Raw genomic sequence first — 24,915 nt, 5'->3', positions numbered from 1 at the left:
AGGATAAGATTTGAGTGTCTTAACTTGAGATGCGTAAGTATAAGTTAGTTTTTTAATTTACCATAAAATAAATTGGGTTATTGCGAATTAGCCATTTATTAATAAGGCTATAAATTACGGATTATTATGGGAGTTATTGGGTAATAAAGTAGGTAATCATAAATACCCTGACAAAACGATTATTGTTGTAACAGCTCATAACTATAGTCATAAAAGCATGTATTTTCTATAGGCTAAAAACCACCCGAAGTGATTAAAAATAAAACTACTCAAGTAGGTATTTATACGAATTGTATTAATGAATTATTTATGGAACTATACATTTAAACCAAAACCTATCGTAAGGTAAGAATAAAAAGTTGCGGTTCCTGATGCAGAAAACCGAAGTGCCGAGTTTTATCCCGTTATGGTCACGCAGTGAAGTCCGGCTTTTTTTATATGGGTTCGGGCTGATGATGTGATCACTTCTTGTATCCATATTCTTTTAAAGGAAGTATATTTACAATGAAATGTTTAACTAATAGATTGATATTAATAAGCTTATTGTCTGTAGGGTTGCTTGCGCCAAGCTGGACATCAGCACAAATGACATTCAATAGGATCGTGGTTTTTGGAACCAGCATATCCGACCCGGGTAATGCCTTTGCCCTGTTATCCCAAGCTAAAATTAAGCCTCCACAGAGCCATCCCCCTTATGATACATTGGAAGACTTGCTTATTCCCAATGCTCCGTACGCTATAGGCGGTCATCACTTCAGTAACGGTGCTACCTGGATAGAACAGTTTGCGAAGGGGCGTGGACTTACGGCGTATGTTAATGCTGCCTTTAAAGGAAACGGCGCCAAAGCGGCTAACTATGCTGTCGGCGGCGCTCGGGCAACAACCCCCAATTCGGGTGCAGTCAATTTGCCTGATCAAATAATAGCTTTCCACACCGATTACCCACAACTTCCGATGAATGCCCTTTACGTTATGGAGATGGGTAGCAACGATGTTCGTGATGCCCTGATAGTAGCCGTGTACGGATGTAATACACTCGCTGCAGAAGGAATTATCGCCGAAGCCGTTGAAAGCATCAGTCAGAGTTTAAATTACTTGCTTGCCCTGGGGGCGCAAAAGTTTCTCGTCGTAAATGTCCCTGACCTTGCACTGTTACCGTCGGTGAAAGCATTGCCGGTGAATCCTCTTTGCCCTCTGGTGGTACCAACCACAACTGCCAGATCACTAACAGTGGAGTTTAATACAGGCCTTGATGATCTTATAGCACGGTTATCGGGGTTTCAAATTGCTAAACTCAATACTTATCAAAAAACCGATGATTTATATAATTCTCCGCAAAGCTTCGGTTTAACTAATGTCAATGCTCCATGTTTAACTCCAAACATTCCGCCGTTTACCTGTAAGACTCCTGATACGTTCTTATTTTGGGATGGCATTCATCCAACTAAGGCTGTTCATGATATTTTTGCTCAGGAAGCGGCTATTGCTATCTCGTTGGTTCCATAATCGATGGAGATTCTCGATAAATATATCAACGATGGTGACAGTGTGTAAGCAAGTTTCCGGTATCCCATGCAAATGGGAACCGAAGAGACAAGAGTGCAAGCGCGACACAACTTAAGACGTTCTTCCTTAGGTCCTTGGTGGGCGTTTTTCCTGCTGGCGGGCGTTTTTGTTGGGTTAATCTGTTTTATAACTGTAGGTTGGGAATAAGAGGCACGTCGATGAGAAGACGACCGTTAATCCTTTGCAGTCGGCAACAGGTAAAGGCTTTGGGCAATGGATAAGTTTCTGGAAACGGAGTGGTCTAATTAGCGAGTGTACGACTACGCAATTTTTCCACTCCCCCAGCTATCTATTTGGCTGACGATCAGAAATCTCAATGTAGTTGATTTCCAGTGTCCGCCTTGCTTACCTATACAACATTGATTGTCTTATGAAAAATACAAATCAAAAAGCCCGAACAGCACGCACACTTAGCCGGCTATATTTGTTGTAACGATCCTGATCACCATTGCCGAAGCCTTGTATCCACGCGCTGTTGCTATCGAGTTCTGTTAAGCTCCAATAATCATCTTTGGCAAAAGCACCCACACTATTTTTGTGTTCGTAGAGTATTTTCAATTCGGTTTTTGTCGGTAAATGCCAGTCGTCCCCATAAGCGCTGGCCGCGATAACGGCTTCATTCCAACTGAGTAACTTGGTTTCATCGGTGGTTTTCGCTTCCAAACCATGTGCGCCGGAACTATCGACATAATAGATTATCCCGCCATAAGGCCCGATTTCTCCTACAGCAGCCACGCTACCTGCTATAGAGGCACCTATGCTCACTAGCATTCCGGCAACCAGCGAAGCCATTACCATCATTTGTTTAAATCTACTCATTGCTCTATCCACAGGGTTGGCCTTGTTTGGCATAAGGCATAAAAAAATTTGGCATCCCGATTGGGACGACTCGTATGCGGTGTTTTTAACGACATCAATTTTCATGGTTTTTAGGGTGTCCTGTCAACGTAATCCCGGTATTGATCGAGGACAGATATTAACGCCATATTATTGAAACGTATTTACGGTGGTCTTGCACTGCGAATAAATCCGGTTGATGGAATAGTCGTCAGCGGCCATTACTAACGATTCGTCATAATCGGGCAAGTCTTGTAAGCTTAGCAGATTGAAGGCAACAAAATCGAACAGACGATGGAACCATCATAAAAACATGCCATTTTATTCAAAGTAAAAAACTACCCGAAGTATTGATGTGAAATACCGTGGGTAATGCGATAATAAAAACATGAAAATTCGCGTTATTATAAAAAGACTCTCAAATCCTCGCGTTAGACGGCGATTAAAAATTGGCTTGTCTGTTTTTGGTGGCGCGATTTTGATTGTTCTGACATTTAAGATTGTCTATGACATTGGCTATTTTGACGCGCAGTCACTTGAAAATGCAAAAAATGCTGAGCAATCTGCTACACAACCAGTGCTGACAATGGAATCTGCACAATTTATTGTAACTGGTGCGCTAAAAGAAGACCCTACTAACCCAAAAACAATTGTTGAGCAGATTGTTGATAACAATCATAAGCTTGCAGTCATTGTTATAGAAAACAACAAGGTAAAAAAAGTTGCCTGGATTATAGATATGCATTTATTTTTTACCGGCGATCTATTCAATGACGCAGGTTATAATTTAACCGTAGGTATTGAGCAACAACTCAATATTAATCGTGGTGATCATTGATTGCTCGTAGCACCGTAGGGTACGCATCGCGTACGCTTTTTCAAAGTGTTTCGTTATTCAAGCTCTTAAAAGGTACGCGATGCGTACCCTACAGGCTATTTTTAAGTAGAAGTGAATCAATTCTCAGAAAGTTATCCTACCCGTTATTCACCAAAGCATTGAACATGATTTAGAAAGAAGTGGTCTTCAGGGGGCAAACCCCAATTGACAGAATAAACGCCTTTTTCTACCCAGCGGTGAAATGAAGAATAAGGCCAATCCACCACCTTTTTAACCAAACCGTGTTTTACCGGATTGAAATGCAGGTAATTGAAGTGGTTTTGGTAGTCGCGTTCATCGCGCAGAGCATGTTCCCAAAAACGCCGTTGCCAAACACCGCGCCTTCGGTAGCGTAGACGTGAAGCAGTCACCGATTGTTCAGCGCCGCCCAAGGCCAGCCAGGTTTGAGTGAAGTGTTTTTTAATGATGCCCCAACGTTTGGAATAATCGCAGTTATCCGGCGGCAACGTCCAGATGGCATGAATATGATCAGGCAATATTACTATTGCATCGACACGAAACGGTAGCTGTTGTTGGCAATAACGGATAGCATCCCTCAGACAATCCTGAGCCAAATCATTTGCCAAAATGTCCGCACGTCGTTCAGTAACCACCGTAAAGAAATACGATCCACCCGGCACATAACAGCGGCGATAATCAGACAAAACAACCTCCGAAAAATATTGCAACGGCGAAACCACCGTAGGGTACGCATCGCGTACCATTTTAAAGCGTTCCGTTATTCAAGCTCTTAAAAGGTACGCAGTGCGTACCCTACAGGCTACCTGGTGTATTCCAATCCACCATTGATAGTACCAACTGAACTTTGTAAATTGGAACCTGATTGTAGACTTGATACTGGCTGCGTGGTTACAGGCGGAGCAGTCACAGGAGCAAGTTGCATAACCGGGATTTCGGCGCCAAGTGTTGCTAAACCAAAACCACCGAAGCTTTGCATACTAGGAATTGAGGCTCCATCTAGGGTGGCAATCCCATTTGTTTTTTTCTCAGACATGTTGACTCCGTTTACAAGGTTGATGACTACAAAAATTATGGTTGTGATAACTGCCAATATAAATGACAAGGCGGAAAAATAGTTTGCCGTGTCCGTCAAGGCTGCTGCATGATTCTTTTTTGTCAGATAAGATAAATTATTCTCTAAGTAGTATTTTTCAGCGTATTGCAATTGGGTGGAAAGGCCTATTTTGCTTATAAAAAACGACGCTATTGTTGCTATGATTGACAGGCAAAATAGCACCCATGACGTTGGCAGAAGTGGGGCATATATTGCATCTTTATATGAGACAAAGTCTTTTAAGAAAGCCAAGGAAAACCCTAAAAAGGTCGTACCTAGAGAAAGAACGGCTTTGTCGTAGTTCTCAGTGTTCGAAAGCTGACGATTTAAAACATCTTCTCGGTATTTCTTAAATAATTCATTTCGTATAATCTGTTCTTCGTCCATTTAAGATCCTAATAAGTAGTTATAACTCCCAAGGCGAAGTCCCCAGATTTTTAGCCACAAAACGACCGACAACTGGCATCCGTACTACATATCACCCACACTTACTATCGCCACAATTCAAACAGGTCATGCAGCCATCCATTAACACCAGGGCTTTGGTTTGGCATTTTCCGCAGAGCAGGGCTTTGGCGGGGAAGCTGCCGGATTCGTCCAGCGTTGAGGTATCGTTATGGATGGCTTCAAATTCCTTGCGTTTGGCGGCCAGGAATTTTTTTTGATGAGTATCCATATCATGGGTTTGGAGCATGCCGATTTTCTTGAGATGTTGTTCAATGGTACAGCCAATCTCGGCGACTAATGAAGGCATAAAGACACCGCCTTTTTTAAAGTATCCGCCTTTGGGATCAAAAACCGATTTAAGTTCTTCAACCAGAAAGCAGGAATCACCGCCTTTACGAAATACAGCCGAGATAACCCGGGTCAGCGCCAGTACCCACTGAAAATGTTCCATGTTTTTGGAGTTAATAAATACTTCATACGGGCGGCGTTCTTCGTACTCGGTATCCATATTCAAAATCATATCATTGATAGTGATATACATCGCATGCTCTGATTGCGGGGTTTTGATCTTGTAAGTTGAGCCAAACAGGATTTCAGGACGCGCTACATTTTCATGCATGCTTTCGCGGTCTTGTAGTTGAGCTTCGGCTTTAGCTTGTTCTGCGTTGATTTTGTCTTCGTTGCTGATAACTTTGTAGCTAATAATTTTTTTGTTGATTGCGTATGCCATGATCTTTTCCTGATAGGTTCTGTGCAGTTAGGGCAATAATAAGAGATTGCCCTGACAAGGGATTAAAATTTACCGTAATAGCCTTCTTTTAAGGCATCAAATAAATTTGCTGCACTGTGCATTTCGCCATCATATTCAACTTCGTCATTACCTTTTAGCTCTATTACTTCACCGTCTTCAAGGGTAAATTGGTAGGTGGTATTTTCCAGATCAGATTCCTTAACGAGTACGCCTTGAAAAACTTCAGGGTTAAAGCGGAACGTGGTGCAGCCTTTCAAGCCTTTGTCATAAGCATATTCGTAAATAGACTTAAACTCTTCGTAAGGAAAATCAGTGGGCACGTTGGCAGTTTTGGAAATGGAAGAATCTATCCATTTCTGCGCGGCAGCCTGAATATCCACGTGTTGTTTTGGGCTAACGTCATCAGCGGCGATAAAGTAGTCCGGTAATTGTTGTTCCACGTTTTCACTGTAAGGCATGGCATTGGCATTGATCATTTCCCGATAGGCCAATAATTCAAAAGAAAATACATCAATTTTCTCTTTCGATTTTTTACCGGCACGAATCACATTACGAGAGTAGTGATGGGCAAAGCTGGGTTCTATACCGTTGCTGGCATTATTGGCAAGAGACAGGGAAATAGTGCCGGTTGGTGCAATAGAACTGTGATGGCTAAAACGTGCACCGGTTTCAATCAGATCGCTAATCAATTCGGGTTCTTCTTTAGCCAGTTGCTGCATATAGCGGCTGTATTTTGCGAGTAATAATTTACCGGGAACTTCATCGCCCACTTTATAACCATCGGCAATCATTTCAGGGCGTTTATGCAACATTTCACCGCTAACGCTAAATAATTGCTCCATAATGGGAGCAGGGCCTTTCTCTTTGGCTAAGGATAAGCCGGCTTTCCAGCCTTCTACAGCTAAAACTTTGGTGACTTCTTCGGTAAAGTCAACAGAAGGGGAGTCGCCGTATTTCATGCCGAGCATGGTAACGGTTGAACCCAACCCTAAATAACCCATGCCATGCCGACGCTTGCTAACAATTTCTTCACGTTGTTGAGGCAAGGGCAGGCCATTAATTTCGACAACATTATCCAGCATACGGGTAAAGATGTTGATGGCTTTACGATAAGTTTCCCAATCAAAATGAGCGTCTTTGGTAAAGGGTTTTTTAACAAAACGGGTCAGGTTGATGGAGCCCAACAAACAACTGCCGTAAGGCGGCAACGGCTGCTCTCCGCAATTGTGAGCATGTAAGCCATTGGCGTCAAAGGTATTTATTCCCGGAACCTGTATATCAAACACATCTTCGTAGCCATCAGGCGTTATGGATTCAATCGTAGCGGTAAAACGCTCACGATTTAATAAGCGACGGTAATTTTTTAACGCCAATTCAAGTTGAGCGGCTTTATTACTATCGGTAAAGTTTATCGTTTTTTGATAAACGGCAAGATTATAGCCACTTATAACCAGTTCATGCTGGGGAGAAATTTTATAATCAGCGACACCACCTTTACCATCAGGGAGTTTTGTTATGCCGGCAGGGCGACGATTACGGTAAATAGTTGAGTTGATGCCTAATCGAAGTAACATACGCTGCACCGCTTCAAGGCGAGGTAGATCTGATTGGGCCAAGCGAACACTAACGCCTTTGTTTTGAGTGCCTTGAACTGAACCGTCAGCGTCAAAAAAACCTTGTAAAAAACCTCGGTAAAAATCGCTTGATGCCGTTTCGATTTGCGCGCTGATACATTTGTTTCCAGGTGACATACCCAGCTCTTCAGCCAGCGTTTTTAGTCCGGAAAAACTGAGTCTGTATTCGTTTCTTCCGGCTATTTCAGACCAACCTTTAAAATCACTACGGGTAGTAAACTCGGCAGTGGCGGTCATGACCTTATCCATAATGGCATCAACGCCAGAATTTAATAAATTGATGTCGCTATTCATAACTTGTGCACTTTTCCAGACAGACAAAACGGCTTTATCTTCTTTTAACGTACCATCGCCGATTAGTAACCCGACTAAATAACCTTGATTCTCGCTGTATTTTCCTTTCCAGTGAGCATGTTGACGATGGTCATTTAGTAATACCTGATCGCCAGCATTAAGTTGATCGGCTGCACACCATTCTGTTTCAAGATTATAACGATCCAGGCGGGTTATTTTACGTACTTGGTGATCATTGGTAAGACGCAGGTTGAAACCTTCCTTTGTTTTTAAGCTAAGAACGTTTTTTGTTGCTGTTTTGAAGAAGCCCTCAATGCCTGACTGATGTAATTTACCATCGACCAATACGCTGATTTGCTCGCCTAAAATGGCGTTAATTTGCCTGGGTCCTTGTTCTGTCTGAACCCAGGTATCACCAGTTACACAAGGATTGGTCGCGCGAATTTTTTCACAAAACCAGTTATTATTCATTTCGTTAACTTTGTCGATCAGAATAAATCCCGGTTCGGCATAATCGTAAGTGGAACTCATAATAATGTCCCACAACCGACGCGCGGGAATGGTTTTGGTTATTTTGCAGGCAATGAGACCATCATTATTAATGACATAGCCATCTGTGGCAGGTAGTTCACGCCAGAGGATTTTAGTTTTATCAGTTAAGTCGAGCTTATCCAGTTGGACTTCTTTTTCGGTTACCGGAAATGATAGCGGCCAAGGCAGGTCATTTTTTACCGCCTGCATAAATTCAGTGGTAATTAGCAGCGATAGGTTAAATTGGCGTAAACGGCCATTTTCACGTTTGGCGCGAATAAATTCCACAACATCAGGATGACCGATATCAAAAGTGGCCATTTGTGCGCCGCGCCTTCCACCGGCTGACGAGACGGTAAAACACATCTTGTCATAAATATCCATAAACGATAGCGGCCCCGAGGTATAAGCGCCGGCACCGGAAACATAGGCATCTTTGGGTCTGAGGGTTGAAAATTCATAGCCAATCCCGCAACCGGCTTTAAGCGTCAATCCCGCTTCATGCACTTTACCCAGAATATCATCCATGGAATCGGCGATAGTACCGGAAACGGTGCAGTTAATGGTTGAGGTAGCCGGTTTATGCGCTAATGCACCGGCATTGGAAATAATACGGCCTGCAGGGATAACGCCCTGACGCAATGCCCAGAGAAATTCTTTGTAATATTGTTCCTGTTTATTTTTGCCTTTTTCTACGCCGGAAAGTGCTTTGGCAACCCGTTGATAAGTTTCATCAATAGAGCCATCAAGGGCGACACCATCTTTGCTTTTTAAGCGATATTTTGTATCCCAAATATCCATTGAAGCGTCTTGAAAAGGGATTTCCGTGACGGTATTGGCGATGGCATGAAGATGTGCTGACATGAGTGATATTCCTGGCCGTAGTGGCTTAAACAAGTGAAAAGAAACCATAAATCAGCACCTTAGGTGCTTGTAGGACTTAGGCTTTAGAATCTATATGTAGATGTTTTTTAAATTATTGACACAATATATAGTGTTTTTAAGAAAAGACAATCGTTTTTTAGAGCAGAAAAAAACACTAAGAAAAATCCGGTCCAGGTGCTTGTTTTTTAAGGTGTGGTTTTTTTTACAACTGGGTTGGCATAAAAAAAAGCGCATTATTGGCTATTTTGGTAGCCTTGTTTGCGGCGCGTGAAAAACAGTGACAAGTGAGGTCACAATAACCAGGAGTTTTACTTTTTTATTTAAGCAGGTAGTGTATTCAACTATTTTTTAGAGGTTTACTGGTTTTTATAGCGTGGCGCCGGATATTGCCTTAGGTATTCGCTTGTTGTCTTAGCGCAATCGCTTCGTGTAATGTCGAAAAAATAAACTCGTCGCCAATTACCGATGTAATGCCATGGCGATTCATATCGGCTCTGAGGTAAGTATTGACGCGACCAAAAACCAAGGTAACACCATAGCGCTTTAGATCGGTGCACAAATCCAGCAAAGAGCGTGCGGCGGAGTAATCAATATCAGTCATCGCGCCGGCATCAACGATAAACCAACGTACCGGGGTTGGGGCATGTTCTATTAGCGCACGTACTTCATCAGCGAAGCGGTTGTCGTTGGCATAAAACAAATCGGCACCGAATCGATAAACAACCAGGCCGGGCTCTGTCTCAACACCGGGTAGTGCCGAAGTGGGTAACCACCTACCGCTATTATCGGGTATTAGTACCATGGTATGTGGACGATAGCTGTGGCGAACATGCCGGAGTAGCGATAGTGTTACCGCGAGCAAGATACCTTGTTCAAGCCCGACCAATGCCACTACAACAGCCGTAATAATAGCCAGATTGAACTCGCCCGGACTTTCGCTACGAATGTCGCGCAAGCTTTTAAAATCAATCAACCCGATAGCAATAGTAAAAACAATGCCGGCGAGTACACTGCGGGGCAGGTATTGTAGTGGTCCGGTAAAGAACAATAGTACCAGTAATACGATACCGGCAAACACGAGCTGTGCCATTTGGCTGCGAGCACCGGCGAGGTCAGCCATCGCGGTTTGGGTAGGGCTGCCGTTGACCACGAAAGCACCGGATAAGGCCGCCGCCGTATTTGCCGCCGCCAAGCCCAGAATATCAGCATCCTCATCGACTCGTTCGTGATGACGGACTGCAAAAACACGCGAAGTTGCTGCACTTTGGGCAATAATAATAACAAAGCAGGATAAGGCGATAGGGACAAGTTTAAGTAATTCGTCCCAGCTCACGGCAGGAAAACTTAGTGACGGTAATCCACCAGGCACCGGTCCGATAACGGCGATGCCGTAGCCGGAAAAATTGTAAGCATGGCTGGCACCGATACCTGCCATCACTACAATCAGGGGTATAGGCAATTTGGGCAGAAAGTGGCGACAGCCAAGGATACTAGTTATCACCAGCGCTGATATGCCGAGTGTAGGCAAATTTACCTGTGGTAGTCCATCGACAATTTGTTGAAGTTGTACAATCGTTTTGTGCGCATTGACGGGTATGCCGGACATTTCTCCCAGCATGGCGATGATGATCTGGAAGCCGACACCGGTAAGAAAACCAATCAATACGGTACGTGAGAGAAAATCAGCGAGAAAGCCCAGCTTGAAAATTCGGGCCAGCAACAGGAGCGCAGCAGTTAGAAGTGCGACCATGCAGACTAACGTCATATATTTCACGCTGGCTTGCGGTGCCATACCGGACAGGCCACTGGAGAAAATAGCTGCAGTGGCTGAATCGGCAGCAACCACGAGATGGCGCGAGGAGCCGAAGATGGCAAACATAAGCAACGGCAGCAATGCCGTGTAGAGGCCGGTTACTGCTGGCGTGCCGGCGATTCGGGTATAGCCCAGCACCTGCGGAATGTTCATCGCTGCCAGAGTCAAACCGGCAAGGGCATCGCGCATGATGCCACTCCGCTCTAACGGTCGAAGACTTGAGAAAAAAATCAGCCGCATCGCCATCTTCGAGGGGGTATGTTTTGTTGCCTACCCGTGAGTGTTAGCGAGTAAAGCCACATTTTTAAGGTTTGCTATTTTTATCAAGCTGTCCATTCCCTTTACCGGCCTGTTTCTGCTCGGCAATATGGTACTTGTTACGAATGGCTTCCATGTCCACATGTGTAGGGGGTAGTTTTAGGCCCATCTCGTCAAGCGTATCGGCAATAATTTCTGAAATGGCAAGATTACGAAACCATTTGTGGTTTGCGGGAATAATGTACCACGGTGCGTGTTGGGTGCTGGTTTGTTCCAAGGCATCTTCGTAGGCTGCGATATATTTCGGCCACAATTCGCGTTCAGAGTAGTCGGCATCGGTAATTTTCCAGTTTCTGGCAGGATCATCGAGGCGCTGTTTGAAACGTTCCAGTTGTTCTTCGGGGCTGATGTGCAGAAAAAACTTCAGAATCCGGGTGCCGTTACTTGAGAGCATTTTTTCAAAATCGTTTATCAAGTCGTAGCGTTTTGACCAGACTGATTTTTTCGCCAACTTGTGCACCCGTACAACCAGAACATCCTCATAGTGGGAACGATTAAAAATGACTATTTCGCCCTTGCCCGGAGTACGCTGGTGTGCCCGCCAGAGAAAATCATGGGCCGCTTCTTCCTTGCTGGGTTGCTTGAAACCGAATACGGAGGTTCCCTGCGGGTTCATACCACTAAATAAATGCCGTATTACGCCATCTTTACCGGCGGCATCAAGTGCCTGCAATACCACCAGCAGTGACTGGTCACCATCGGCATAAAGCAGATACTGTAGTTTGTCCATACGGGCAACGTGTTCCTGTATCTTCGGCAGTGCCTTTTCATGAGACTCATGCTGGTCAGTATAGGCAGGATCAATTTTGTCCAGATGAATTTTTTCACCGGGTTTAACCATAAATTTTTTGTTGTAGCTCATATTCATACGCCCCTTATTTTATGAATTGCTTAAAATCTCTATAGCCTTTCAGAAATTAAATTTCCATTACATTAAATTTTGAGCCCGTACGGATACCATCCCTTGAAGGGATGGTATCCGTTAGCATCGAAATTATTTATCTGAAAGTCTATAGCTACGGATTTTAGGCAAATATTAGCATAATGTTTTATCGGAACGCACATTTAGTGTCGATGCCAAGAGACTGGATAACTTGTCAAAATCTATCGGCTTAAGCAGGTAATGATTAAACCCCGTAGATTTTAAAAGATCAAGGCCTTCAGGTTTTCCGTAACCGGTTAAGGCGATTAAGGTTGCCTTTCTGGTTTCCGGTAATGCTCGTAGTCGTTTGGCAACCTCATAACCGTTCAGATCGGGTAGGCCAATATCCAATAGTACGACTTGCGGCTGGAAAATTTGTGCCTGTTCGATTGCCTTCATGCCACAATCGGCTATTTTAATTTCATGCCCTTCGATTTCCAATACCATCTTCAGGCTTTCGGCGGCTTCTGCATAGTCATCCACGATTAAAATTCGCAGTTTTGATAAGGGTAACGAGGGTTGTGTTGGTACGGATTTGGTCGCTGATAAATTTATCGTTGATGCGGGCAACCGCACTGTAAATGAACTGCCTTTACCGATGCCATCGCTGGCGGCGGTGACTGTTCCGCCATGTATTTCAACCAGCTGGCGTACCAGTGTCAAACCAAGGCCTAGTCCACCTTGAGAATGGGCCAGGGAATGATCAGCTTGAGTAAAGAGATCGAAGATATGCGGCAGGATATCGGGGGCGATACCAATACCGGTGTCCCTGATTTCAATGACGATCTCGGTATCTTCTCGCCTTATGTTTAAGGTGATTTTACCGCCGTCATCGGTATACTTGGCGGCGTTGTTCAGTAGATTGGACAAGACTTGTGCCAATCGAATCCGATCGACATTGATCCATTGCGAATGCATAGATGGTGAAATAATTAATTCTTGTCCACGAGACTCAATCAGGGAATGACTGGTTTCTAAGGCATTATTGACAATATCGGTAAGCTCAAGATACTCGATATTCAGTCTGATTTTACCTTGCATGATACGAGCGACATCCAGCAGATCATCAAGTAATCGGGTCATATGAGTGACTTGACGGTCGATAGTATTACAGCTCCATAACAGCTTGGGATCTTTAATAGCCTGTATTTTTAACAACTGTACGGCATTACGGATGGGTGCCAGAGGATTGCGAAGTTCGTGGGCGAGCATCGCCAGAAATTCATCTTTACGTCGATTTGCCAGGTGTAGTGCTTGTGTAGCACGCTTGTGTTCGGTAATATTGGTTGCTACAACCAGTACTTTGTTGCACTTATCGTCGTCAATTAACGGGATTTTAATGGTGTTGTACCAGTGTACAGAGCCGTCGGTATGGGTGACTTTTTCATCCGGGATAATTTTAGACAGGCGACTGCTTATAACGAGGAGGTCATTTTTATAAAAGCGGGTCACTTCATCGGAATTGGCATTGAAGTCCGCTTCGGTTAGTCCGATTAAACCTTCAGGGCTGGTACCATAAGACTCGGCCAACGCCTGATTACCTAACAGGAATCGTCCCTGTTTATCTTTGACAAAAATGACACCAGCAATTCTCATTATGATAATACTAATAAAATCAAACAGATAAAATTAATATTTTTGAGGCTTGGTCTTTTTTTCCGCAGACATCGCTGATGAGGATGGAAAAAGCAAATTTAGAGCAGGTTTATGACCGGATTTTAGCTTTCATAAAATATAAAATCTTTATCACAAGCCAATCTCATCAACGTTAGAGGCTTGTTATTGTTATAACCCTTTGATTTACTATATTTTCCCATAATGAGAATTGCTGAAATGACACTGGGTACCGCATCAATGACTTGTCTGAGGAAGGCTCGTTCCTGTCGCAAGGCTTTCTGGCTGTTTTTAATATCGGTAATATCTTCAGCTGTACCGAAACCGCTGAGCAAAGCTCCCTGTTCATTAACTTCAAGTTCAGCTCGTTCACGCACCCATTTGACGTTCTGACCAACTATAATTCGGTGTTTAATATCGTACGGTTTGCCGGTAAGTGCAGATGTCCATGCGGCATCAACTAATTGCCGGTCTGCCGGATGAACAAAATCAAGAAATAATTGATACGTTAAAGGCGTATCTTTGGGTACGTCAAAAATCCGAAAAGTTTCATCAGACCACTCAAGGGCATTATTGCTGACATCAATGCGCCAACTGCCGATATGAGCGACGGCTTGGGCGTGGTTGAGATCTTGCTGGCTTTTATATAAAGTCGCCTCGGCTTGTTTACGTACACTGATTTCCTGCTTAAGTTGCTTTTCTCGTTCGATAACCTGTTGTAATACCTGTTTTTCCTTATTGTGTAAGCGTGTAATGACCAAGCTGGATATTACACCCAGAGTAATCAAAAATATAATACGTAGTATTTCGCTGGCCTGACCAACATAAAACGAGCCGTAAGGTTCAAGTAAAAAGTAATCACTTGCTACTGTCGCTAACGCGGTAAAGAAAAGTCCTGCTTTTAGTCCTCCATGCCAGGCAGTGAAAGTGATTACAACTAAAAAGAATAGTAGCGGCGGTGAACCGCCAAAGACAAATTGGAGCTCTTTTAAAATAAACAAGATAGCCGCCGTTCCAATAACGGCAGCTATATAAATGTTGCTGATAAAATATTTGCCAGAAATCATTTTTATTTTTACTCGCCTCTATCTGGATAGGAAAATTTTTAAGTGCAAAAAATTAAAACGATTATTTATAACTATTTTAACTTTTAATAGTCAGGATTCCTATAGGGATATCAATTTAATGATATTATCTTGTTATGATAAAAAATACGGTTAATCAACCAGAAAGTCTCCACTTTGATGCTGCCACATGGCGTAATATTTACCTTTTTTGATAAGTAATTGTTGATGCGTACCTTGTTCGATGATGTGGCCTTTTTCCAGAACGATAATACGATCCATTTTTAAGATAGTTGATAGTCGATGGGCGATAACAATCGCCGTTTTATGTTTTATCAGTTCAAAAATAGCGACCTGTATTTGTTTTTCGGTGAGTGAATCCAGTGCACTGGTTGCTTCATCCAACACCACGATAGGTGCATCTTCGAGAAAGGCACGGGCAATAGCAATACGTTGTCTTTCACCTCCCGAAAGCTTTACGCCGCGTTCTCCCACCAGAGTATCAAAGGTATCAGGCAAACCATTGATAAACTCCAGGCAACGGGATTTTTGGGCAACAGCAATAAGCTGCGCTTCTGAAATATTGGCACCCAGGGTAATATTATCGCGTATTGAACGATGGAATAAATCAGGTTGCTGAGGCACCATGGATATTTGTTGACGCAAAGTTTCTAAAGTAAAGGCTTTGGCATCAATACCATCAAAAGTTACCGTGCCTTTTTGGGGATCAAGAAAGCGAAATAGTAGTTTGGTTAAGGTTGATTTACCTGAACCGGATTGACCGACTATGGCGATTTTTTCACCGGCTTTTATCGTTAAGGAGAAATCTTTAAATAGCGGTGTCTGGCGGGTATTTGTTTCATTATAGGTAAAACAGAGATTGTTAAAGCTGATTGCGCCCTTGTTGATAGTGAGCGGAAGTGCATAATCGGTGTCTGCTTCAATATCGTCCCGTCTGAAAATCTCGGCCATTTCGGACGCATCAGCCAAAGCGGTAAAGAAAGTTCTGAAATTACGACCAAACTCCCATAAACGCTGGATCAGGATGAGCATAATCGACTGGAACAAAACAAACTCACCGACCTGAAAAATACCGGTTGTCCATTTTTGGATCATTAAATAAACCAACAGTAATTCAATACCAAAAGTCATGATGCCTTGTACGGCAAAAGAAATAAAGGTAAACAGCCAGGCTATTTTCTTCTTTTTATAAACAAAATCCGACGCTTTGTTGATACGTGCCTGTTCATTGGCTTCCATGGCAAAGCTTTTGACGATAAAAATATTGCTGATGGCATCGGAATACACGCCGCCAACAATGGAATCGGCTTCTGAAACGGATTGGTCAAAACGCATTTTCCAGATTGAATAGACGATATTCCAACTGATAAAAAGCCCAACCCAGATCAGAAAGTAGAATGCAAATTCGGGTTGTTGCTGGTAAAAGATGGTGAATGAAATGACTATCGCCAGAATATTCATGTAAAACTGGAATAAAAACCAGTCCATAATGGTTTCAAAGGAGCGTGAAAAACGATTGGCTTGTTTGATTAAACTGCCTGAAAAACTGTTCTCGAAAAAAACATATTTTTGTTTTTTAAGGACATCAAAACAGCGTTTTTCCAATAGATTAATACCGCCGCCATCAAGTGGAATAATGGCGATTTCAAGTAACCGCCATGATACCCAGACACCGGCATAAATAAAACCAATCTGTTTTAAATTTTCCAGTAACAACGCCAACGTCGCTTCGGAATAAGGTGCCGCTAGTCCATTGGCAATGTTTTTATAGTAAACAGGGGCTGATAAATCCAGTGTAATGGAGCAACCCAGAGCCAATAAAGCCATAAAGAAATAGCCTTTTTTCTGCCAGACAACCTTGCAGTATTCTTTAAATATTATATCCATTATTTATGTTGCTTGATTATTTTCTTGTTTTGTTTCAGGATTCAATGTGCAGAATATTTTGTGGCATGGGATCAAATCCAGTATACAGTAGATAGGCGGTATTTGATTTTAGCAAAGCCCATTCTTTATAATCGTTAAACCATTATTTTTGTAACAACACAAAGTGTGTAACCTTGAATAATTTATCGACGCCACCAGAAAACCGGCAAGCTATCGGTACCATTGTTGAAGTTCATGGTCCGGTGGTAATTATTGATTGCACGCAGTTGCCACCATTACGTCAGGCTTTATGTACTTGCTTTGATCACGGCTGCTATCTGTTTGAGGTTCATCAACATCTTGATGAACGTCATGTCAGGGCAATTACCTTGCATGGCACGGCAGGTTTAAGTCGGGGCATCATTATTTATGATACCGGTGCACCCTTGCAGATTCCGGTATCGGAACAATGTCTGGGCCGCTTGTTAAATATCTTTGGCGAACCGCTGGACGGGTTGCCAGTCTTGGTAACAAATGAATTTCGCAACATTCATGCGAAACCGTTGCCATTATCCGAAGCCATAGGAATCAGCGGGATTTTGGAGACGGGTATTAAAGTCATCGATTTATTATGTCCTTTTGTTAAAGGCGGAAAAACCGGTTTATTCGGTGGGGCAGGGGTAGGGAAAACCGTTCTGGTTATGGAATTTATTCATGCGGTTTCTGCCATTCATAAAGGGGTTTCCGTTTTTGCCGGGATTGGCGAACGTATCCGCGAAGCTCACGAGTTGTGGCGCGAAATGCAGCAAGCGGGAGTTATGCAGGATACCTTGATGGTCTTCGGGCAAATGGATGAATCGCCCGGTGTGCGTTTTCGCGTTGGTTTGTCGGCCTTAACTTATGCCGAATATCTGCGCGATACTTTGCATAAAGAAGTCTTGTTTGTCGTCGATAATGTTTTTCGTTTTGTTCAGGCTGGCAGCGAAATATCCAGTCTGCTTGGGCGTATGCCTGCTACGGTGGGTTATCAGCCAACACTGACTACTGAAGTTGCAGAATTGGAGGATAGAATCCTGTCCACGAGACAAGGCGCCATTACTTCGGTGCAAGCCGTTTATGTACCTGCTGATGATATGACCGATCCTGCGGTTAGTGCCATATTGAGTCATCTGGATACGACCGTTATTTTGTCCAGAGATCAGGCCAGTAAAGGTATTTATCCGGCTGTCGATCCTTTGCGCTCAAGTAGTAAATTGATGGATAAGCATACGCTGGGTGATCGCCATTATACGGTAGCTCAAAGCGTCCGTGAGCATCTTGCACGTTATCATGAACTGGAAGATATTATTGCCATGTTGGGTATTGAAGAATTATCCGAGATTGATCGCAAAGTCGTGATGCGTGCCCGTAAATTGCAACGTTATCTTACCCAGCCATTTTCGGTGTTGGCTCGGCACACCAAACAAACCGGCGTGTCAGTGCCGCTGGAACAGACGTTGACAGATTGCGAAGCTTTCTTGGCAGGTGACCATGATGATTTATCTGAAGAGCAATGCTATATGCGTGGCTCCATGCAGGAAAGTTAATGCACTCATTTGTATTAAATCTGTTTGATGCAACTCATGAGCAGCATATTGCCGGCGTTACTTCTTTTATCGGTGAAGATGCCTCGGGGTATTTTGGAATTAAGCCTAATCATGCACGGTTTATGACCACACTGGTTTTTGGCTTGGCGCGTTTTAGTTTGGGAGCAGACGATTGGCAGTATTTGGCTCTGCCCGGCGCTGTCATTTATTTTAACAATAACGAGTTAACGATTAGCACACGACATTTTTTGCTAGATACCGATATTGAACGGATCAGTACCTTATTGGAACAGCAATTAATAACCGAGGAAGAAAATTTGCAGGCGACGCGGGAAAGTCTGCATCGTATGGAACAGGCGATTTTTAAGCGCATGTTGGGGCTTAAACGTAAAACAGTATGGCAAGCATGAATATTTATATACTCGATGTTCAAGTTTTTAATTCTTGATTTTAGAGAAGCACATTCAATCAAGCCTTACAGCCATGATTGAGATCATGTGGCACTTAAGTCTATTGACGAAAACATCTTGATTTATCTAGGTTCGTCCCAGTCAAGCTAAAAAAACTTGAACATCGAGTATATAGACTTTCAGATAAATAATTTCGATGCTAACGGATACCATCCCTTCAAGGGATGTTATCCGTACGGGCTCAAAATTTAATTTCTGAAAGACTATAGCTATATTTTTTATTTGAGGTAGCACTTTATTGTAATCAGAGTAGCATTGCTGTTAGATACCGGGAACGGTAAACAGGTTTTTCTACCGCCTTTTTATAGTGATTATGAATAATCAACAGCACCTCAAAAAAAAGATTGAAAGTCAGCTTAAACGCATTAAAAAAGCGGAACATGACAGGCCGAATTTGTTATCACAAACGGTTTATATCGGCACCTTGGGTCTGGTCATGGTGTTACCCATTGTTAGCGGCGTTTATCTGGGGCATTGGCTGGATGGTTTGCTGGAAGGTTACTCAACACGTTGGACCTTAAGTTTATTGTTTACCGGTCTGGTTATCGGGATTTTTAACGTGTATTTTCTGATTAAAGATAAATAGAGTAAAGCCCTCTGCTTTGAAAAGGGCTTTCAAGATAAATGAGACTGAATCATGGATCATGAATTTTCATTTGCTTTAGGACCCGTAGTCATTGGTGCACCAATCATTACCACATGGGGAATTATGGCGGTCATTACGGTGATAGCCTGGTTTTCAACCCGGTACCTGGAGATGTTGCCCAATTCTTTACAAATTATGGTGGAAGGCATTGTCGCAGCTATCGATGATGCCATAATCGCTGTCGCGCCTGAGCATGGCCGGCAAATAATGCCTTTTATCGCTTCCCTTTGGCTGTTTCTGATCATTGCCAATCTGGTGGGTTTAATTCCTGGTCTGGATTCACCTACCCGCGACCTTTCGGTAACCTCGGCACTGGCTGTTTTAGTCTTTTTTTCGGTACACTGGTTTGGCATAAAAACACTGGGATTAAAAAATTATCTGCATCATTACCTCACACCCAGTCCGATTTTGCTGCCTTTTCATCTTATTAGTGAATTTACCCGTACTCTGGCGCTGGCGATTCGGTTATTTGGCAATATGATGAGTCTGGAAATGGCCGCGATGTTGATTTTACTGGTGGCAGGCTTTCTCGCACCGATTCCCATTTTGATGTTACATATTATTGAAGCGCTGGTGCAGGCCTATATCTTCGGTATGCTGGCACTCATTTATTTGGCAGGAGCCATGCAATCCCAACAACTTAATTCATCGGAGTAAATTATGTCTGATATCGCCTTGATTGTTTTGGGTTCCAGCGTTGCGGCAATTATCGGCATCGCTTTGGGAGTCATGTTACCTGCGTTGGCCATGGGTAAAGCCATCAGTAGTGCGCTTGATGCCTTATCCCGGCAACCGGAATCGGAACGTTCAATTATGCGTACCTTGTTTATCGGTTTGGCCATGATTGAATCACTGGCGATTTATTGCCTAGTGATTATCTTGATTGTCTTATTCAGAAATCCATTGCTTGAATACATTATTAAATAAAGATACAAGGCAAAAGGCAAAGAGTGACCGTTGGAAATCAGATTTTTACCTTTAGCCTTGTGCCTTTAGCCTGTTCTTCGTGCAGTCGTTCGTGGTGAAAAATTTTTTATTCAATACTTAAAGTCTATGGAATTCAACTTATCCACCTTTATCCTTGAAATCATCAATTTCCTGATTCTGATCTGGATTTTGCAGCGCCTTTTTTATAAACCTTTGCTGGAAGTTATTGCCAGGCGTAAGCAATTTATTGATCAAGCGCTTGCCGATGCAAAAACCCTGCAACAGCAGGCGGAAGAACAGCGCAGCCTTTATGAAAATCGCCAAAAGCTGTGGGAGCAGGAAAAACAAGGGGCTTTTACTGCTCTGCATCAGCAAATCGACATCGAGAGAAAAGCACAATTGGTTCAACTGAATAATGATCTTGAGCAGGAGCGGCAAAAAAACAAGGTAACACTCCAGCGTCAGCAGGAAGAAATTCAACGTCAAACCGAAAAGCAGGCATTACAAAACGGTGCCCGTTTTGCCGGAATACTGCTAAAAAAATCAGCCAGTCCTGAGTTGGAGGCACGCTTATTTGCCCTGTTATTGGATAACTTAAAGACGTTACCGGCAGCCTGTGTCTTGTGTCTACAATTATTAGGAACCAAAAAATCGGTGCCGATTAAAATAACCAGCGCCTATCCTTTAACGGCTGAGTTGCGGTTACCGTTGGAACAAAAGCTTGGTTTGTTAATTAATAGTCCAATTAATGTTCAATATCATCAGGATGCAGAGTTAATCGCCGGAGTGCGTATGGATATAGGTGCCTGGGTTTTAAACGCCAACCTGCAACATGAGCTGATCGGTTTTGCCGAGATTGCCAATGACGCTGAGTAAGCCTGAAATATTTAGCAATTTGTTGGATAAACAGGCAGATTGGCTGGTTAACTATCAGTTGGGGTTGCGTGTTACTGAACAAGGTACTGTGGTTGCCGTTGGTGACGGGATTAGCTGGATTAAGGGTTTGCCCTCAGTAGCTATCGAAGACATTCTGATTTTTGCCGATGGTAGTCGAGGTATGGTGTTTGACCTTAATCGTGACAGAATCGGTGCTATTTTATTGTATGAAACCGAAACCCTGACGTCAGGTACGACTGTTTTTCTTGCTCGACATTCGCTCAGTATACCGGTTGGGGATGAGTTTTTAGGCCGGGTTATTGACCCCTTGGGAACACCGCTGGATGGTCTGCCATCACCAACCCCGGTAGGTCGTGAAAATCTGGAAAAAAGCTCGCCGGCCATTATTGCCCGGAATTTTGTTAATAAACCGCTCTACACCGGGATTAAAATTATTGATACGCTCATTCCCATCGGCAAAGGTCAGCGACAATTGATTGTGGGTGACGAAGGGTTGGGCAGAAGTTCAATTGCTATCGACACGGTTATTAATCAAAAAAATCAAGATGTTATTTGTATTTACGTGCTGATTGGCCAGAAGCGTTCGGCCGTCGTCAGTACTCTGGAAACCTTGCGTAAGCATGGTGCGCTGGATTACACGGTTTGTGTGGTCGCTGAAGCCAGTGCTTTGCCGGGTTTACAATATATCGCGCCATTTGCAGGTTGTGCACTCGCTGAATACTGGATGGCACAGGGCAGGGATACGCTGATTATTTACGATGATTTATCGACCCATGCCAGAACTTATCGGGAGCTGTCTTTGTTGTTACGCAGACCCCCAGGGCGTGAGGCTTATCCCGGCGATATTTTTTTTATCCACTCCCGTTTATTGGAACGCTCAACCAGTTTGAATGCTGAAAACGGCGGCGGGAGCATGACTGCATTGCCGATAGTCGAAACCAGGCAGGGCGAAATTGCCGCCTATATTCCAACTAATCTTATTTCTATTACCGACGGACAAATATATCTGGATAATGATCTGTTTGTTTCAGGGTTTCGTCCTGCTATCGACATTACTAAATCGGTATCACGCATAGGCGGCAATGCCCAACATGCCAATATCAGCAATCAAGCCGGACAAATGAAACTGGATTATTTACAGTTTTTGGAACTTGAATCTTTTACCCGATTTGGTCAACGTCTGGAAGCCTCTATGGAAGTACGGATTAAACGCGGACGTCTGTTACGGGAAATTTTAAAACAGGACCGCTTGACGCCGCTTGGTAGTCTTTTTCAATTAGCCTGGCTGACGGCGTTTAATGACGGGTTATTTAATAAGGCCGAGCCTAAAGAGCTTATGGGCTATCTGGGGCTTATTAGTCAGGGTATTAACAGCACCGACTTAACGTTGGATAGCAGTCCTGAACAATGGCGGCAAACCGTCAGCGAGTGGCTTAATAGTGACCCCGGACAGCCATGAGCCAAAGCCGTGAACTACAATTGCATATCGCTCAAATGGAGGAGATACGCAGCATTTTAAATGCAATGAAAAACCTGGCGTTGATTGAAATTCACAAACTGGGGCGTTTTCAAACCATGCAGGGTCAAGCGGTGATTAATATTGAAAATGCGGCCATGGATTTTCTGGATTTTTACCCGTTACCGGTCATTGATAAAAATGCCCTATCTATTGGTATTTTGGTGGGTGCCGAGCGTGGTTTTTGTGGTGATTTTAACGAAAGCCTGCTTGATACGCTTAACACCGAAACTTATGCCGGCATTATTGCCATTGGCAGTCGACTTGGTAACCGGCTGGCAGATAATTCGCCTGACGTTATCGCTACAATTGCCGGTGCCAATGTCGCAGAAGAAGTACCAATTATTCTTAATCGTCTGATTGATACCATCAGTTTATTATCGGTTGCCAAAGGCGATATTAATAAAGCGAACAAGACTACCTCGACACTACAGTTGACGGTTACTTATCACGATAACAGCACAGGTCAAATTACCCGCAGGCAGATATTGCCACCTTTTTCACAGCAGCAACAACGACTATCTGCTTATGGAAACCCACCGCTACTTAATCTGGAGCCCGACGATTTTTTTGCTGATTTGGTCGATCATTACCTGTTTGCGGTATTACATGAGATTTTTTACCTGTCGTTAATGGCCGAAAACCAGCGTCGTTTACAGCATTTGGAAGGGGCGGTAAAACATCTGGATGATGAAACGGTCAATCTGCGCCGAAAATCCCAAATCTATCGCCAGGAAGAAATAACCGAAGAAATTGAAGTTATTTTGTTAAACTCGGAAATTAATTAAAAAGTAAAGGTAACGGTGTTAAGTAAATAATGGCAAAAAAAATCAAAACGGCGTTTGTTTGCGATCAATGTGGCGCAGATTATCCGCGTTGGGGTGGGCAATGTACCAGTTGCGGCGAATGGAATACGATTAAGGAAATCAGGCTGGGGTCAGCATCCACAGAGCATAGCAGTCGCACAGGCTACGCCGGGAGTCGCTCCGAGGTTAAATTATTATCTGATGTCAATTTGTCGCAAGCTGAACGTATTTCAACCGGTATTTCAGAATTTGACCGTGTTTTAGGCGGAGGTATTGTTACCGGTAGTGTGGTGTTGATTGGTGGTGCACCGGGGGCAGGAAAGAGCACGCTGTTATTACAGGCGATTGCCAATATTGCCGATCGCTCGATTAGTGTTTTGTATGTGTCAGGTGAGGAATCCTTGCAGCAGATTGCTGAAAGAGCACATCGTTTAAAGCTGCCGGCCGCTAAAATGATGATGCTGATGGAAACGTCGGTGCAGCGCATTTGTGACGTTTTGGATGAAATAAAGCCCAAAATTTTGGTGATTGACTCAATTCAGGTGATGCATACTCAAGATACCGACTCTGCACCAGGCTCGGTTTCTCAAGTCAGGGAATCGGCCAGTTATCTGACGCAATATGCAAAAAAACATCAGGTGTCCATTTTTATGGTCGGGCATGTGACCAAGGATCAATCGCTGGCGGGACCGATGACATTAAGCCATATTGTCGATACGCAGGTGATGTTGGGTTCAACGGACGATGCGCGATTTCGGGTGTTAAGAGCCGATAAAAATCGTTTTGGCAGTGTTGGCGAATTGGGCTTTTTTGCCATGGACAGTACCGGGCTTAAAGAAGTCAAAAATCCTTCGGCGATGTTTTTAAACCGGGCGGAAAAGCCGTCATCCGGCAGCGTGGTAACGGTGTTGTGGGAAGGTACGCGGCCTTTATTGGTGGAAATTCAGGCCTTGGTTACTGAATGTCAATATGGTAATCCAAGACGATTGGCGGTTGGCTTTGATCAAAATCGTCTGGCCATGTTGCTGGCGGTACTTTATCGGCACGGTAATGTTTTTACCGGACAGGATGAAATTTATGCCAATGTTGTCGGTGGTATTAAAGTCACAGAAACCAGTTCTGATTTAGCGATTGTGGTCGGGATTGTTTCCAGTTTGAAAAATAAAGTGATACCGCATGATGTGTTCTTTTTTGGGGAAATTGGTTTGAGCGGTGAAATCAGGCCTGTTGCCAATGGTCATGCGCGTCTTAATGATGCGGCAAAACACGGTTTTAAAAAGGCAGTCATTCCCAAAGCCAATGCCCCGAAAACGCCGATTAAAGGCTTGGAAATTCATGCCGTGTCGACAATTTCTGAAGCGCTGGATATTCTGGCGGAAATGTAGAAAGGCTATTCATCACGAAGACACGAAGGACACGAAGTTTTCTGTTTTTCTTCGTGATCTTCGTGGTGATATTTTTTAAAGTTTCTCGGAATAGTCGCGTAGGTAGGGTTAGCAATGTAACTTGAGAAATCGGAAGGTCTGGCGGAGATGTAGAAAGGTAAAAATTA

Annotated in this window: 21 protein-coding genes; 11 read left to right on the top strand and 10 right to left on the bottom strand. The window is 43.5% G+C overall.

Annotated elements, in window-relative coordinates; genetic code table 11:
- The first annotated feature begins 585 nt into the window (after positions 1–585).
- Positions 586–1,506: an SGNH/GDSL hydrolase family protein gene (locus N7974_RS08575; RefSeq protein WP_262965210.1), complete on the top strand. Its 921-nt coding sequence runs from the start codon at positions 586–588 to the stop codon at positions 1,504–1,506.
- A gap of 444 nt (positions 1,507–1,950) precedes the next feature.
- Here N7974_RS08575 and N7974_RS08570 read toward each other — a convergent pair whose 3' ends face one another.
- A complete protein-coding gene (locus tag N7974_RS08570) occupies positions 1,951–2,385 on the bottom strand; it encodes an Lcl C-terminal domain-containing protein (RefSeq protein ID WP_262965209.1) in 435 nt (144 codons plus the stop codon).
- A 406-nt stretch (positions 2,386–2,791) separates the two neighbouring features.
- On the opposite strand from N7974_RS08570, the gene N7974_RS08565 reads away from it, so the two are divergent.
- Positions 2,792–3,241 carry a hypothetical protein gene (locus N7974_RS08565; RefSeq protein WP_262965208.1) on the top strand — a complete coding sequence of 150 codons (450 nt, stop codon included), beginning with the start codon at positions 2,792–2,794 and terminating at the stop codon, positions 3,239–3,241.
- 143 nt (positions 3,242–3,384) lie between these two features.
- Here N7974_RS08565 and N7974_RS08560 read toward each other — a convergent pair whose 3' ends face one another.
- From N7974_RS08560 to N7974_RS08520, 9 genes are all read right to left on the bottom strand, one after another.
- A complete protein-coding gene (locus N7974_RS08560) occupies positions 3,385–3,945 on the bottom strand; it encodes an REP-associated tyrosine transposase (protein ID WP_262965240.1) in 561 nt (186 codons plus the stop codon).
- Positions 3,946–4,061: 116 nt separating this feature from the next.
- Entirely contained in the window at positions 4,062–4,742 is a 681-nt protein-coding gene (locus tag N7974_RS08555) for a hypothetical protein (protein WP_262965207.1), read from the bottom strand.
- Between the two features lie 91 nt (positions 4,743–4,833).
- Positions 4,834–5,532, bottom strand: coding sequence for a TSCPD domain-containing protein (locus N7974_RS08550; RefSeq protein WP_262965206.1), 699 nt, complete (start codon positions 5,530–5,532; stop codon positions 4,834–4,836).
- A gap of 62 nt (positions 5,533–5,594) precedes the next feature.
- Positions 5,595–8,876 (bottom strand): LAGLIDADG family homing endonuclease, encoded by a 3,282-nt coding sequence (locus N7974_RS08545; protein ID WP_262965205.1) that lies wholly within the window; start codon positions 8,874–8,876, stop codon positions 5,595–5,597.
- 412 nt (positions 8,877–9,288) lie between these two features.
- Positions 9,289–10,899, bottom strand: a complete 1,611-nt coding sequence (locus N7974_RS08540; protein WP_262965204.1) for a SulP family inorganic anion transporter — start codon at positions 10,897–10,899, stop codon at positions 9,289–9,291.
- Between the two features lie 115 nt (positions 10,900–11,014).
- Positions 11,015–11,890, bottom strand: a complete 876-nt coding sequence (locus tag N7974_RS08535; RefSeq protein ID WP_262965203.1) for a polyphosphate kinase 2 family protein — start codon at positions 11,888–11,890, stop codon at positions 11,015–11,017.
- A 174-nt stretch (positions 11,891–12,064) separates the two neighbouring features.
- Entirely contained in the window at positions 12,065–13,546 is a 1,482-nt protein-coding gene (locus tag N7974_RS08530; RefSeq protein WP_262965202.1) for a hybrid sensor histidine kinase/response regulator, read from the bottom strand.
- A gap of 122 nt (positions 13,547–13,668) precedes the next feature.
- On the bottom strand, positions 13,669–14,631 hold the full coding sequence (locus tag N7974_RS08525) for a DUF4118 domain-containing protein (protein WP_262965201.1): 963 nt from the start codon (positions 14,629–14,631) through the stop codon (positions 13,669–13,671).
- A 150-nt stretch (positions 14,632–14,781) separates the two neighbouring features.
- A complete protein-coding gene (locus tag N7974_RS08520; RefSeq protein ID WP_262965200.1) occupies positions 14,782–16,536 on the bottom strand; it encodes an ABC transporter ATP-binding protein in 1,755 nt (584 codons plus the stop codon).
- A 173-nt stretch (positions 16,537–16,709) separates the two neighbouring features.
- Here N7974_RS08520 and atpD point away from each other — a divergent pair, with 173 nt between their 5' ends.
- The 9 genes from atpD (at position 16,710) to radA (ending at position 24,748) form a co-directional block, all read left to right on the top strand.
- Entirely contained in the window at positions 16,710–18,101 is a 1,392-nt protein-coding gene (gene atpD, locus N7974_RS08515; RefSeq protein ID WP_262965199.1) for a F0F1 ATP synthase subunit beta, read from the top strand.
- Complete coding sequence (locus tag N7974_RS08510) at positions 18,101–18,511, top strand: F0F1 ATP synthase subunit epsilon (protein ID WP_262965198.1); 411 nt, start codon at positions 18,101–18,103, stop codon at positions 18,509–18,511. The genes atpD and N7974_RS08510 overlap by 1 nt, the downstream gene beginning before the upstream one ends.
- A gap of 373 nt (positions 18,512–18,884) precedes the next feature.
- Complete coding sequence (locus N7974_RS08505) at positions 18,885–19,157, top strand: AtpZ/AtpI family protein (RefSeq protein WP_262965197.1); 273 nt, start codon at positions 18,885–18,887, stop codon at positions 19,155–19,157.
- A 51-nt stretch (positions 19,158–19,208) separates the two neighbouring features.
- A complete protein-coding gene (locus N7974_RS08500; protein ID WP_262965196.1) occupies positions 19,209–19,874 on the top strand; it encodes a F0F1 ATP synthase subunit A in 666 nt (221 codons plus the stop codon).
- 3 nt (positions 19,875–19,877) lie between these two features.
- On the top strand, positions 19,878–20,144 hold the full coding sequence (locus tag N7974_RS08495) for an ATP synthase subunit c family protein (RefSeq protein ID WP_262965195.1): 267 nt from the start codon (positions 19,878–19,880) through the stop codon (positions 20,142–20,144).
- A gap of 126 nt (positions 20,145–20,270) precedes the next feature.
- Positions 20,271–21,020, top strand: a complete 750-nt coding sequence (locus tag N7974_RS08490; protein ID WP_262965194.1) for a F0F1 ATP synthase subunit delta — start codon at positions 20,271–20,273, stop codon at positions 21,018–21,020.
- Positions 21,007–22,500 (top strand): F0F1 ATP synthase subunit alpha, encoded by a 1,494-nt coding sequence (locus tag N7974_RS08485; RefSeq protein WP_262965193.1) that lies wholly within the window; start codon positions 21,007–21,009, stop codon positions 22,498–22,500. The genes N7974_RS08490 and N7974_RS08485 overlap by 14 nt, the downstream gene beginning before the upstream one ends.
- The gene (locus N7974_RS08480) at positions 22,497–23,345 is read left to right on the top strand and encodes a F0F1 ATP synthase subunit gamma (RefSeq protein WP_262965192.1); all 849 of its coding nucleotides are present in this window, start codon (positions 22,497–22,499) and stop codon (positions 23,343–23,345) included. The genes N7974_RS08485 and N7974_RS08480 overlap by 4 nt, the downstream gene beginning before the upstream one ends.
- Positions 23,346–23,374: 29 nt before the next feature.
- Positions 23,375–24,748, top strand: a complete 1,374-nt coding sequence (radA, locus tag N7974_RS08475) for a DNA repair protein RadA (RefSeq protein ID WP_262965191.1) — start codon at positions 23,375–23,377, stop codon at positions 24,746–24,748.
- Positions 24,749–24,915: the final 167 nt, after the last annotated feature.

It is taken from the genome of Methylobacter psychrophilus (assembly GCF_025583945.1).
Taxonomy (GTDB): domain Bacteria; phylum Pseudomonadota; class Gammaproteobacteria; order Methylococcales; family Methylomonadaceae; genus Methylobacter_C; species Methylobacter_C psychrophilus.
This window is presented reverse-complemented; position numbering and strand designations above follow the sequence as displayed.